The sequence below is a fragment of the Streptomyces sp. NPDC026092 genome, assembly GCF_040638605.1.
In the GTDB taxonomy this organism is placed as follows: Bacteria; Actinomycetota; Actinomycetes; order Streptomycetales; family Streptomycetaceae; genus Streptomyces.
The window spans coordinates 330322-343318 of the sequence record NZ_JBEZYN010000006.1 but is presented as its reverse complement, the minus strand read 5'-3'; the positions used below and the strand labels follow the sequence as shown (position 1 = coordinate 343318).

The following is a 12997-nucleotide window of genomic DNA, read 5'->3' as shown; positions in this document are numbered from 1 at the left end:
GGATGGCGTGATTCCGGCGTTGTCGCCCGTGGAAGGTGCCGCGCGCGCCCCCCTTGTCGTGCCCACTCAGTGGAAGGACCGTCGACGTGAGCCAGTACGTGTCCCGGCTCGCCGGCTCCCTGGCGACGCCGCCCCGGCTCCGGCTCCCCGGACGTCACCGGAGCCCCCGCCGGGTGGCCATGCTCAGCGTCCACACCTCGCCCCTCCACCAGCCGGGCACCGGCGACGCCGGTGGTATGAACGTGTACATCGTGGAGCTGGCCAGGCGCCTCGCCGCGATCAACATCGAGGTCGAGATCTTCACCCGGGCCACCACCGGCGGCCTCGCCCCGGTCGTCGAGCTCGCGCCGGGTGTTCTCGTACGCCATGTGGACGCGGGGCCGTACGAGGGCCTCGCCAAGGAGGAGCTGCCGGCCCAGCTCTGCGCCTTCACGCACGGCGTCATGCAGGCCTGGGCGGGCCACCGCCCCGGCCACTACGACCTGGTCCACTCCCACTACTGGCTCTCCGGCCACGTCGGCTGGCTCGCCGCCGAGCGCTGGGGCGTCCCGCTCGTCCACGCCATGCACACCATGGCCAAGGTCAAGAACGCGGCGCTCGCGGAGGGCGACACGCCCGAGCCCTCGGCCCGGGTGATCGGCGAGACGCAGATCGTCGACGCCGCCGACCGGCTGATCGCCAACACCGCCGAGGAGGCCGACGAGCTCGTCCGCTTCTACGACGCGGACCCGGCGAAGGTCGCCGTCGTCCACCCCGGCGTGAACCTGGACCACTTCCGCCCGGCGGACGGCCGGGCCGCCGCCCGCGCCCGCCTCGGGCTGCCCCCCGACGCCTTCATCCCGGTGTTCGCGGGCCGGATCCAGCCCCTGAAGGCCCCCGACATCCTGCTGCGGGCCGCGGCCCGGCTCCTGGACCGCGATCCCTCGCTGCGCTCGCGCATGGTCGTGCCGATCGTCGGCGGGCCCAGCGGCAGCGGCCTCGCCAAGCCGGAGGGGCTGCAGAAGCTCGCCGCCCGGCTCGGCATCGCGGACGTCGTCCGCTTCCACCCGCCGGTCGGCCAGGACCGCCTCGCGGACTGGTTCCGGGCGGCGTCGGTGCTGGTCATGCCCTCGTACAGCGAGTCCTTCGGCCTGGTGGCCATCGAGGCGCAGGCGGCCGGGACCCCGGTCGTCGCGGCGGCGGTCGGCGGCCTTCCGGTCGCCGTACGGGACGACGTCACCGGCTTCCTGGTCCAGGGCCACGACCCGGCCGACTACGCCCGCGCGCTCGGCCGCTTCCTCGCCGACCCGGCGCTGACCGACCGGATGGGCGCGGCGGCCGCCCGGCACGCCGAGTCCTTCGGCTGGGACACGGCGGCCTCGGGCACGGCGGACGTGTACACGGCGGCGATGCACGATCACCGCCGTCGCGTACGCTCGCACCATGGCTGAGCGGGCTGAGCAGGGCGAGGGCGCACGACGGGTCATCGAGGACACGTTCAAGGACGCGGAGCTGGAGTGGGAGTCGCCCGAGCCGGGCTCGTACGTCGTCAAACTCCCCGGCACGCGCAAGCTCTTCACGACGCTCTCCCTCCGGGTGGGCCAGCACTCCCTCTCGCTGAACGCCTTCGTCATCCGTCACCCCGACGAGAACGAGCCGGCCGTCCACCGCTGGCTCCTGGAGCGGAACCTCAAGCTGTACGGCGTGAGTTACGCGGTCGACGGCCTCGGCGACATCTATCTGACCGGCAAGCTGCCGCTGGCCGCCGTCACCCCGGAGGAGCTGGACCGGCTGCTCGGCTCGGTCCTCGAAGCGGCGGACGGCTCCTTCAACACCCTTCTGGAGCTGGGTTTCGCGAGCGCGATCCGGCGTGAGTACGAGTGGCGGGTCTCGCGCGGCGAGTCGACCCGGAACCTCGACGCGTTCACCCACCTGACCAAGAAGTCCTGAGTGGCCCAGGGCTAGCCCAGGGCCCGCACGACCCCTTCCGTACCCACCCCGGGCCGTGCCATGCTCACCGCCAACGCAGATCTGAACATTGTTCAGATACATGAATCGTGAGGGTGGGCTCATGGGAATCAGCAGGAGACAGTTCGTGGGCGGCGCCGTGGCCGTCGGGGTGGCCGCGACGACGACGGGATTCACCCCGTCGCGCCCCGCCGCCGTCGTACGCCCCGCCCCCGCACGCCCCGCCGCCCTCTGGCGCGAGTACGCCGACGCCCCCTACACCCACCCCCAGATCCCCTACGTGGGCCGCGCGGGCGCCCGCAGGGGCGCCACCCGACTCGGCCGGCCGCCGGTCGTCGCGAACGCCCTCACCTACGGGGCCGTCCCCGACGGCTCCGCCGACTCGGCCGCCGCCATCAACCGGGCGCTCACCGAGGTGGGCGAGCGCGGGGGCGGCACGGTGCTGATCCCACCGGGGACGTACCGCATCGACGACTTCCTCCACATCGGCCACAGCGACGTGGTCCTGCGCGGCGCCGGCTCGGGCCGGACGAAGCTCCTCGCGACGAAGAACCTGACCGAGCTGATCGGTCCGTACGGTTCGCGCTACGGAGGCGACAAGTCGTCCTGGTCCTGGGCCGGTGGCCTGATCTGGCTCGCCCCGCACGCCCGGCACGCCTCCCTCGTCGCGGCGATCCGCGCCAAGGCCTGGCCCTTCGAGGGCTGGACCGGCAACAAGCGCGACGAGTGGGAGACCCTGACGACCGTGCGCCCGGCACGGCGCGGCGACTGGACGATCACCGTCGACGACCCGTCAGCCGTACGCCGGGGCCAGGTCGTTCTCCTCCGCCTCGCCGACGACGCCGGCCACACGCTCCTGGAGCACATGGCGGGCGGCGGCGCAGGCCCCGAGTCGTACCACTGGGACGACAAGACCAAGCTGACCTCGTACGTGCCGCACGAGTGGCCCGTCCGCGTGGTCTCCGTACGGGGCCGCAAGGTCACCCTGGAGCGCCCGCTCCCGCTCGACGTGCGCCCGGAGTGGGACCCGCGCCTGACGACGCTCGCGGAACCCCTGACCGGATCGGGCGTCGAGGGCCTCACCCTGGAGGCGGTCGAGACCCCGCAGTCGGCGCACCTCCTGGACAAGGGCTACAACGGCGTCACTTTCCAGTGCGCGTACGACTGCTGGGCCGACGACATCGTCGTACGGCACGTGGACAACGGCTTCGGTCTCGTCGCCGCCTCCGCCTGCACCCTGCGCCGCACCCGGGTCGAGGGGCGCGGCTCCCACCACCCGTACTTCTGCCGCGAGGGCGCGCACGACAACCTGATCGAGGACTTCCGCATCGCGGCCCGTACGGTCCCGGCGCCGGCGGGGACGCAGCTCCACGGCATCAACGTGGAGGGGCTCTCCAGCTACAACGTCTGGTCGCGCGGGGTGATGGAGATGGGCACCTTCGACACGCACCGGGGCATGCCGTTCGCCAACGTACGGACGGAGATCACGGTCGAGAACAACGGCCGGCACGGCGGCGACGCCTCGGCGGGCCCGCTGTACGGCGCCCGGTTCACGCACTGGAACGTGACGGTGACCAACGGCCGGGCGGGCCTGGTCAGGATCGACACGATCGCGCCGTACAGCGCGACGGTGGGGATCAGCGAGGTCACGGAGTTCGACCAGATCGACGTACCGGACTTCACGGGGGAGCTCCACGCGCGCGTGGAGGCGTACGGGACTCCGGGGACGGTCCGCCCCCGGAACCTGTACGAGGCGCAGCGGGAGCTCAGGCGCTGACGGAGGGGGAGACGGTACTGGTCTTCACTTCGGCCAGAGCGTCGACCGGACTGCCGGCGGTGTTGCCGGCCGGACCGTCGGCAGTGTGGTCGGCCGGACTGTCTGCCGGACTGTCGGCCGCGACCGCGACCGGTGCGTCGTCCTCGTCGAGGACCTTGCGGAGCCGGGTCATGTACCCGATCGCGGCGAGGGTTCCGATGACGCCCGTACCCATCCAGAGGAAGTCCGGTCCCGGCCCGTCGACGACCCAGCCGGCGAGGATCGGCGCGAGGAAGCCGGACAGCGCCCAGGACATGCCCATGACGCCCTGGTAGCGGCCGCGGGCGTGTTCGGGGGCGAGCTTGGCGGTGGCGGCGGCGTTCGTCGGGACGTGGACCATCTCGCCGATGGTCCACACGACGACCGTGACGGCGAAGACGAGCGGGGTGCCGGCCAGGGCGGTGGCGCCCGTACCGACGGCGAAGAGCAGCGAGGAGACGGTGAGCAGCATCGCCGGGGAGCGCTTGTCGGTCACCTTGTTGACGAGCAGCTGGAAGGCGACGATCACGACTCCGTTGACGGCGATGACGGCGCCGTACGCGGAGGGTTCGAGCCCCGTGGCCGCCATGGAGAGCGGCAGGCCGACCCAGGGGGCGGTGAAGACGAGGCAGATGAGGAGGTTGAGGAGGACGAGCGTACGGAACGGGGCGTCGCGCAGGACGTCGAGGACGCTGACGCGGTCCTTCTCGACGAGCTCGCCGGCCGGGTTGCGGCGGGCCTCGGGGCGGGTCTCGGGGAGGCGCAGGAAGACGATCAGGGCGCAGAGGGTGACCGCGACGGCCTCGATGACGAAGAGGGTGCGGTAGCCGAGGAAGATCGCGGCGCCACCGCCGAAGGCGGCGACGGCGAAGCCGAGGTTGAGGGCCCAGTAGTTGAGGGCGAAGGCCCGGCGGCGGTCGTGCTCGGGGACCATGTCGGTGATGGTCGCCTGGATGGACGGCCGGACGGCCTGCATGGAGATGCCCATGAGCAGGACGACGGCGGCGACGCCCCAGGCGGTGGTGACCAGGGCGAGGGCGGCGGCGCAGGTGGCCGTCACCAGGTGCATGGTGACCATCGTGGGCCGGCGGCCCCACTTGTCGGTGAGGGTGCCGCCGAGCGGCGAACCGGCGACGCCGCCGAGGCCGTGCAGGGCGACGACGAGCCCGGCGAACCAGGCGGAGTGGCCGAGTTCCTGGGTCAGGTACAGCGACAGGAAGGTCAGGACGAAGGCGCCGGTCCGGTTGACGAGGGTGGAGAGCCAGAGCCACCAGAAACCGCGCGGGAGACCGGAGACGGTGGCGCGGGCTGATCGTCGGAACGAGTCGAAGGACATGTGTGGCGGGCTCCCCGTGCCTGTAAGTGTCGCTGTGCAGACACGTAACTTACGAGTCGGGCCTTCCCGGACGCCAGTGAATTGACGGCGACCGTCAACCGTCCACGGACTGTCCACGGTGCGCGTGGGGCCCCTGCCGTCGTTTAGGCTCGGACGCATGGCCGACGCACCGTACAAGCTGATCCTCCTCCGCCACGGCGAGAGCGAGTGGAACGCGAAGAACCTGTTCACCGGCTGGGTGGACGTCAACCTCACCGAGAAGGGCGAGAAGGAGGCGGTCCGCGGCGGTGAGCTGCTCAAGGACGCCGGCCTGCTGCCCGACGTACTGCACACCTCCCTCCAGAAGCGCGCCATCCGCACGGCGCAGCTGGCGCTGGAGTCCGCCGACCGCCACTGGATCCCGGTCCACCGCTCCTGGCGCCTGAACGAGCGGCACTATGGTGCGCTCCAGGGCAAGGACAAGGCGCAGACGCTCGCGGAGTTCGGCGAGGAGCAGTTCATGCTCTGGCGCCGCTCGTACGACACCCCGCCGCCGGCGCTCGAGGACGGCACGGAGTTCTCCCAGTCCGCGGACCCGCGCTACGCGACGATCCCGCCGGAGCTCCGCCCCCGCACGGAGTGCCTGAAGGACGTCGTCGACCGGATGCTCCCGTACTGGTACGACGGCATCGTCCCGGACCTCCTGGACGGCCACACGGTCCTGGTCGCGGCCCACGGCAACAGCCTCCGCGCCCTGGTCAAGCACCTGGACGGCATCTCGGACGAGGCCATCGCGGGCCTGAACATCCCGACGGGCATCCCGCTGGTCTACGAGCTGGACGAGAACTTCAAGCCCCTGAAGCCGGGCGGCACGTACCTCGACCCGGAGGCGGCGGCCGCGGCGATCGAGGCGGTCAAGAACCAGGGCAAGAAGTAGCCCACGCACGAAGGAGCCCCCTCCCTGCCGGATTCCGGCGGGAAGGGGGCTTTTTCGTGCGGTGGGCCTCCTGAGGGTCCGAGGGTCCGCCGAAGATCGCGTACAACCATTCGAATCGATCATGGGTCTGATCGGGCACGGCATCGCCGTGTCCGATCTTCTCGTGGGGGTTCACCTTGCAGTTCCGTTCCACCGGTACGCGTCTCGCCACGTCCATCACCGCGGTCCTCGCCGTCACGGCCCTGGGCGCCGGCGCGCTGGCGACCGCGCCGACCGCGTTCGCGGCGGCCCCGGTTGCCGTGTCGGGCCCGGTCTCGGACGACCCGGCCGCCGCGCTTCCGGTCTACCCGAAGGGCAGCGACCTGGCAGGCGCGGGCCCCTCCGGCTTCCTCACGTACTCCTTCGCCCTGGACGGCAGCCGGGAGCTGGTCTGGACGCCGTACGACGGCAGCGCCCCGACCCGGTTCCAGGATTCCGAGGACGGAGGTTGGTACGCGTCGGGCAGCGACATCGTCAGCCTCCACCGAGGGGCCGACGAGACGCGCGGGCTCACCCTGCGGAACATGGCCGATCCGGCCGCCCCGACCGTGGACTTCGACCTCGGCGCTCTGAACGCCCGCTCCGTGTCCGTGCTGGGCCCGACGAGCGTGCTCGCCCAGCTCACCAAGGACGACGGCGCGTCCGAACTGCACATCGTGACCAAGGCCGGCAGCACGACGACCACCCGCAAGATCGAGGGTCTGCCCGCGGACGCCGACGAGTACTTCGGTCCTGGGCCCCTGGACGGCTCGGTCGTCGTCGGCTACGCGACCGGGCCGGCCGACAGCCGGACCGGCGGCCGGGCCGTGATCGACCTGGCGACCGCGACGGTGACGGAGACGTACTCCGCCACCGAGTCCTGGTACGCGTACCGCACCCTGGAGTTCTCCCCTTCGCACGTGTTCTGGTACGAGTACGAGGCCGGCACCGGGGGGATCATCCGGTCCGTCGACCGCAGGACGCGCGAGGTGAAGCGGACCGTCCTGGGGGCCCACACCGCCGAGTGGTACACCGCGCTCGTGGGCGAGTGGCTGATCTACGGCAACCCCACCACGCGGGTCCGAGCCGTCTCCCTGACCACCGGCGAGATCCGCGACCTCCTGGATTCCGGCTCAGCGGCGGCGGCCGCGGGCAACGACACCGGCGTGGTGTACGGCAAGCACGCCGTCGACGGCGACGGCCTGTTCCGGATCACGGCCGCGCAGGACGGCACCCCGACGGTCACCAAGGTGGCCGCCACGGGCCAGGTGGCCGTGCCGCCCGCTCTGAAGATCGAGCAGGTCGACGTCCCCGACGTCGCTGAACTCGACAAGACCGGCGGCGAGGTGACGCTCGGCTGGACGCTCTCCCGGCCCGACGCCCGCCTGGACCTCACCCTCACGCACGTCGCCACGGGCAGGCAGTTCCGGACGACCGCCGACGCCCCGGCCACCGGCTCCCTGTTCACCTACACGTGGGACGGCACCATCGACGGCGTCGACGCGCCGAACGGCAGGTACGCGATCGAGGCCGAGGCGACGTCGCTCGACGGCGTCGGCGAGCCCGCCCGCCAGGGCTCGGAGATGACGGTCAGCCGGACGTACAACCCCCACGACTACACCGACAACGGCTCCACCGACGTCCTCGCCCGCGACGCGGCCGGCGTGCTGTGGCGGGACGATCTGCGGGACCGGCCGGGGAGCGGGCAGGTCAAGCCCGCGCTGCGCAGCCGGGTCGGTGGGGGCTGGGAGATGTTCAAGCAGATCGAGGCCGTCGGCGACCTCGCCGGCGACCGGGCCGGCGACCTCGTGGCCATGGACGGCTCCGGTGTGCTCTGGCACTACCTCGGCAAGGGCGACGGCACCTTCGCGCCCCGCGCCAAGGTCGGCGGCGGCTGGGCCATCTACAACCAGCTGACCGGCGGCTCGGACCTCGACGGCGACGGCCGCACCGACCTCCTCGCCGCGGACACCGCCGGGACGCTCTGGTTCTACAAGGGCACGGGCTCCGCCACCGCCCCCTTCGCCGCCCGCGTCAAGGTCGGCGGCGGCTGGGGCATCTACAACCAGCTCACCGCCGTCGGGAACATCGCCGGCTCCGCCGCCGGGGACCTGATCGCCCGCGACACCGCAGGCGTCCTCTGGCTCTACCAGGGCGACGGCCACGGCAACTTCGCCCCCCGCGTGCGGGTCGGCGGCGGCTGGGAGGTCTTCAGCCAGCTCGTCGGCGCGGGCGACCTCGACAACGACGGGCGCCCGGACCTCATCGCGTACGGAGCGGGCGGCACGTCCGTCTACCGCTCCACGGGCTCCGTCACCGCGCCCTTCACCCGTCAGGCGACGCCGCTGTACGCGGGCGAGGGCACCAAGTTCGACAACATCGCGTAGGACCCGCGGAAGCGAACGCACGACGCGCGCGGAATGGCCCCCTCCCCACGGAGGGGGCCATTCCCCTTCCAGAAGCCCGTTGTTGCGGCGCGGACCATCGCGTAAGGTCACGTTCGTGATCACCGGATCGGCGACTCTTCGCCACACACGGATGGGTCAGCCGGTGGAAGGCTGATCCCGCAGCGGGGGTGCGTACGACACCCCCACCGTTCGGCACGTGGACCTCCTGGGCAGTGCGCCCCACCCGAGTCCACTCGTCCCACCCTGCCGAACACAGCGAGGTCTTCCGCCCATGGCAGTCAGCTTCAACCACACCATCATCGCGTCCAAGGACAGCACCGAGTCCGCCCGCTTCTTCCGCGAGCTGCTCGAACTCCCCGAGGCCCCGTCCTGGGGGCCGTTCGTCAACGTCCAGCTCGCCGACGGCGTTCTGCTCCAGTTCGCCACGCCGCCCGGCGAGATCGAGATCCAGATGCAGCACTACGCGTTCCTGATCGACGACGAGCTCTTCGACCGCGCGTACCAGCGGCTCTGCGACGGTTCCGTCGAGCACTGGGCCGATCCGCAGATGCGGCTCCCCGGCGAGATCAACCACGGGCACGGCGGCCGAGGGGTGTACTTCAAGGACCCCGGCGGTCACGCGATCGAGCTGATCACCCGCCCGTATATCTAGAGCTCTCCGGAGATCCACTCGATAACCTCCGTGCCATGCCCCACGACACCGCACTCCGGCCGGAGAACATCCGGCTGGAGAAGATCACCCCCGCCAACGTCGACGCCGCGATCGCCCTGCGCGTCCATCCCCACCAGGAGAAGAACGTCGCCCCGGTCGCGCATTCGCTCGCGGAGGCGTACGCCTTCGGTGCGACCGCCTGGCCCCGGCTCATCCTGGACGGCGACGAGATCGTCGGCTTCCTGATGGCCTTCCTGGACATCCAGTGGGCCCCGGAGAAGGACCCGGACGACCGCCGCAGCGGACTCTGGCGGCTCAACATCGCCGCCGGCCGGCAGGGCAAGGGGTACGGGCGTTTCGCCGTCGAGGCCGTACGCGAGGAGATACGGCGGCGCGGCGACGGCGGGCCGCAGTCGATGTACGTGACCTGGGAGCCGGGCGACGACGGGCCCGAGGGGTTCTACCTCGGGCTCGGCTTCCGTGCGACCGGGGAGACCAGCGGCGCGCAGACCGTCGGCGTCCTCGACGTCTGAGATCTCCCCGCTGTCGATCGCGCGCGGCCCCGCCCGGATTCCTCCGGGCGGGGCCGCGCACGTTCGTCGGGCTCAGGGCCTCAGGAGCAGCCCCCGCACTGGCACGTCCCGCCGGACTGGCAGCCGCAGCCGCAGCCGGGTCCGCACGCGCAGCCGCTGAGGCCGAGAACGGGCAGGAGCACCGCGTCGTGCGGGATCGCCTGCTGGGTGTCGGTGGTGGCGCTATCAGCCATGGGGTCCCTCCTCGGAGGCGTACGTCGCCTCTCCCCATTGCATGCCCATCCCCCTGGGCGCATCAACGGCGCACAGGAGTGCGAACGCCACCCGGCCGGTCACCCCTCGCGGGCTACGCGCCCTCGACCGGGGCGTCCGACTGCTGCAGCTCGTCCGCGTGCTCGCCCGTCACCAGGTACACCACGCGCTTCGCCACCGACACCGCGTGGTCGGCGAACCGCTCGTAGTAGCGGCCCAGCAGCGTCACGTCGACGGCCGTCTCGATGCCGTGCTTCCAGCGGTCGTCGATCAGGTGCTGGAAGAGCGTCCGGTGCAGCAGGTCCATCTCGTCGTCGTCCTGCTCCAGCTGGAGCGCCAGGTCGACGTCCTTCGTGATGATGACCTCGGCGGCCTTCGCCATCAGGCGCTGCGCCAGCTGGCCCATCTCCAGGATGGTCGCGTGCAGGTCGCGCGGGACCGCGGAGTCCGGGAAGCGCAGCCGCGCCAGCTTCGCCACGTGCTGCGCCAGGTCGCCGGAGCGCTCCAGGTCGGCGCTCATGCGCAGCGACGTCACCACGATCCGCAGGTCCGTGGCCACCGGCTGCTGGCGGGCCAGCAGGGCTATGGCCCGGGCCTCCAGGTCGTGCTGCAGGTCGTCGACCTTCTGGTCCGCGGCGATCACGCTCTCCGCGAGCTTCAGGTCCGCGTCGAGCATCGCCGTCGTGGCGCGCCCGACCGCGGAGCCGACCAGGCGGGCCATCTCGACCAGGCCTTCGCCGATCGAGTCAAGTTCCTCGTGGTACGCGTCCCGCATCGATGTCCCTCTCTCACTGATGTCCGGGGTCCCCGTCGGGCTCGGACCCCCACGCTCCCACGTTCGGGCCCCTACGCGTCCGCAGTCTCCACCCGAAGTGAATGAGCTCTTTCGCCCCGGTGAACTCTGGGCGACGCGGGCCGCCGCTCCGTTCGGTCCAAATGAACCAGCACAGTCCCCACGGTGAACTCTGGGCGACGACTGTTCGAGCAGCCACTCGGACGGCTGGGAGAGAGTCTCTCGTGCCGCATAACCTTGAGGACATGGACGTGAACGCGGCGGTCGCCGCATTGGCCGCGATCGCCGGGGTGTGCACCGGCGTGATCGCCATGCTGGCGTTCCGCTGGAGCGAGCGCGACCAGGCGCGACCCACCCGGACCTCCCTGCACACCGACGCCGTGCTCCCGCCCGGCGTCGACACCGTGCTCTCCGTGCTGCGCTCCTCCGCGGTCGTGCTCGACGAGAGCGACTCGGTGGTGAAGGCCAGCTCGGCGGCGTACGCCCTCGGTCTGGTCCGCGGCGGAAAGCTGGCCGTCGAGCCCATGCTCAACATGGCCCGCGACACCCGCCGCGACGGAGAGATACGGCAGGTCGAGCTCGACCTGCCCCGGCGCGGCACCGGACGCGGCGAGGCCCTCGCGGTCTCCGCCCGCGTCGCCCCGCTCGGCTCCCGCCTGGTGCTGCTCCTGGTCGAGGACCTGACCGAGGCCCGCCGTATCGAAGCGGTACGGCGCGACTTCGTCGCCAACGTGAGTCATGAGCTCAAGACTCCGACAGGAGCGCTCTCCCTGCTCTCCGAGGCCGTCATGGACGCCTCGGACGACCCCGAGGCGGTCACCCGCTTCGCCGGCCGCATGCAGATAGAGGCGACCCGCCTGACCAACCTCGTACAGGAACTCATCGACCTCTCCCGGGTGCAGAACGACGACCCGCTGGAGGACTCCGAGCCGGTACGGGTGGACGAACTGGTCGCCGAGGCGATCGACCGCTCCCGACACACGGCCTCCACCAAGCAGATCACCATGGTCTCGAATGTATGGCCGCCCGAAGGGCTCGAACAGGGTGGTGGTGGGCGACGGGAGGGCGGCACCGCCGACCTGCACGTCTGGGGCAGCCGCGGCCAGCTCGCCGCCGCCCTCGGCAACCTCGTCGAGAACGCCGTCAACTACTCCCCGGCCCGTACGAGGGTGGGCATCGCGGCCCGCCGCGTGGCCGCCCCCGGCGGCGACCTGATCGAGATAGCGGTGACCGACCAGGGCATCGGCATCTCCGAGAAGGACCGAGAGCGGGTCTTCGAGCGCTTCTACCGCGTCGACCCGGCCCGCTCCCGTGCCACCGGAGGTACGGGTCTCGGCCTCGCCATCGTCAAGCACGTGGCCGCCTCGCACGGCGGAGAGGTCACGGTCTGGAGCACCGAAGGCCAGGGCTCCACCTTCACCCTGCGGCTGCCCGAGGCGGGCGCCGTACGGGACCGCCGCTCCTCCGACTCCACCTCCCCCACCCCTGATCTCATGACCGAACCGCTCCCTGCCCCGGAGGTCCTTCCGTGACCCGAGTGCTTGTCGTCGAGGATGAGGAATCCTTCAGCGACGCCCTTTCGTACATGCTCCGCAAGGAAGGCTTCGAGGTCGCGGTCGCCGCGACCGGGCCCGACGGCCTCGACGAGTTCGAGCGCAACGGGGCGGACCTCGTCCTCCTCGACCTGATGCTGCCCGGCCTGCCCGGCACCGAGGTCTGCCGCCAGCTGCGCGGCCGCTCGAACGTCCCGGTCATCATGGTGACCGCCAAGGACAGCGAGATCGACAAGGTCGTCGGGCTGGAAATAGGAGCCGACGACTACGTGACCAAGCCCTTCTCCTCGCGGGAGCTCGTCGCCCGCATCCGCGCGGTCCTGCGCCGCCGCGGTGAGCCGGAGGAGGTCACCCCCGCCGCCCTGGAGGCCGGCCCGGTCCGGATGGACGTGGACCGCCACGTCGTCACGGTCTCCGGTGGCAAGGTCGACCTCCCGCTCAAGGAGTTCGACCTCCTGGAGATGCTCCTGCGCAACGCGGGCCGCGTGCTGACCCGTATGCAGCTGATCGACCGCGTCTGGGGCGCGGACTACGTGGGCGACACCAAGACCCTCGACGTCCACGTCAAGCGCCTCCGCGCCAAGATCGAGCCGGACCCGGGCGCCCCGCGCTACCTGGTGACGGTGCGCGGCCTGGGCTACAAGTTCGAGCCGTAAACCGCGAGCCGCAGACCGGCCCGAGCCCGGCACGGCCGGACGGAGGCCGGCACAGCGTGCCGAAGCCTGGGAGGCCCCCTGGGGCCGAGCAGTGCGAGGTGCGCACGCGGGAAGGGGTTCGAGCCGGACCCGGGCGCC

Annotated in this window: 12 protein-coding genes; 9 read left to right on the top strand and 3 right to left on the bottom strand. The window is 71.6% G+C overall.

Annotated elements, in window-relative coordinates; genetic code table 11:
- Positions 1 to 86: 86 nt before the first annotated feature.
- From mshA to AB0F56_RS12920, 3 genes are all read left to right on the top strand, one after another.
- A complete protein-coding gene (gene mshA / locus AB0F56_RS12930) occupies positions 87 to 1430 on the top strand; it encodes a D-inositol-3-phosphate glycosyltransferase (RefSeq protein ID WP_362007663.1) in 1344 nt (447 codons plus the stop codon).
- A complete protein-coding gene (locus AB0F56_RS12925; protein WP_362007660.1) occupies positions 1423 to 1929 on the top strand; it encodes a YbjN domain-containing protein in 507 nt (168 codons plus the stop codon). Before mshA ends, AB0F56_RS12925 begins: the two co-directional genes overlap by 8 nt.
- A gap of 121 nt (positions 1930 to 2050) precedes the next feature.
- Positions 2051 to 3724, top strand: coding sequence for a glycosyl hydrolase family 28-related protein (locus AB0F56_RS12920; protein ID WP_362007657.1), 1674 nt, complete (start codon positions 2051 to 2053; stop codon positions 3722 to 3724).
- Here the strand turns inward: AB0F56_RS12920 and AB0F56_RS12915 are convergent.
- Positions 3714 to 5078, bottom strand: a complete 1365-nt coding sequence (locus AB0F56_RS12915) for an MFS transporter (RefSeq protein WP_362007655.1) — start codon at positions 5076 to 5078, stop codon at positions 3714 to 3716. The genes AB0F56_RS12920 and AB0F56_RS12915 overlap by 11 nt on opposite strands.
- A 157-nt stretch (positions 5079 to 5235) precedes the next feature.
- On the opposite strand from AB0F56_RS12915, the gene AB0F56_RS12910 reads away from it, so the two are divergent.
- The 4 genes from AB0F56_RS12910 (at position 5236) to AB0F56_RS12895 (ending at position 9605) form a co-directional block, all read left to right on the top strand.
- Positions 5236 to 5994 (top strand): phosphoglyceromutase, encoded by a 759-nt coding sequence (locus AB0F56_RS12910; protein ID WP_362007654.1) that lies wholly within the window; start codon positions 5236 to 5238, stop codon positions 5992 to 5994.
- A gap of 176 nt (positions 5995 to 6170) precedes the next feature.
- A complete protein-coding gene (locus AB0F56_RS12905; protein ID WP_362007652.1) occupies positions 6171 to 8399 on the top strand; it encodes a VCBS repeat-containing protein in 2229 nt (742 codons plus the stop codon).
- A gap of 292 nt (positions 8400 to 8691) precedes the next feature.
- On the top strand, positions 8692 to 9072 hold the full coding sequence (locus tag AB0F56_RS12900) for a VOC family protein (protein ID WP_362007650.1): 381 nt from the start codon (positions 8692 to 8694) through the stop codon (positions 9070 to 9072).
- 35 nt (positions 9073 to 9107) lie between these two features.
- Positions 9108 to 9605 (top strand): GNAT family N-acetyltransferase, encoded by a 498-nt coding sequence (locus AB0F56_RS12895; RefSeq protein WP_362007647.1) that lies wholly within the window; start codon positions 9108 to 9110, stop codon positions 9603 to 9605.
- Between the two features lie 80 nt (positions 9606 to 9685).
- Here the strand turns inward: AB0F56_RS12895 and AB0F56_RS12890 are convergent, their stop codons facing one another.
- Both AB0F56_RS12890 and phoU read right to left on the bottom strand, forming a co-directional pair.
- Positions 9686 to 9838, bottom strand: coding sequence for a hypothetical protein (locus AB0F56_RS12890; RefSeq protein ID WP_362007645.1), 153 nt, complete (start codon positions 9836 to 9838; stop codon positions 9686 to 9688).
- Between the two features lie 113 nt (positions 9839 to 9951).
- On the bottom strand, positions 9952 to 10632 hold the full coding sequence (gene phoU, locus AB0F56_RS12885; protein WP_362007643.1) for a phosphate signaling complex protein PhoU: 681 nt from the start codon (positions 10630 to 10632) through the stop codon (positions 9952 to 9954).
- A 263-nt stretch (positions 10633 to 10895) separates the two neighbouring features.
- Between phoU and AB0F56_RS12880 the strand changes: the two genes are divergently transcribed.
- Together AB0F56_RS12880 and AB0F56_RS12875 are read left to right on the top strand one after the other, a co-directional pair.
- Entirely contained in the window at positions 10896 to 12182 is a 1287-nt protein-coding gene (locus AB0F56_RS12880; protein ID WP_362007640.1) for an ATP-binding protein, read from the top strand.
- Positions 12179 to 12859, top strand: coding sequence for a response regulator transcription factor (locus tag AB0F56_RS12875; protein WP_017242433.1), 681 nt, complete (start codon positions 12179 to 12181; stop codon positions 12857 to 12859). Before AB0F56_RS12880 ends, AB0F56_RS12875 begins: the two co-directional genes overlap by 4 nt.
- The last annotated feature ends 138 nt before the right edge of the window (positions 12860 to 12997 follow it).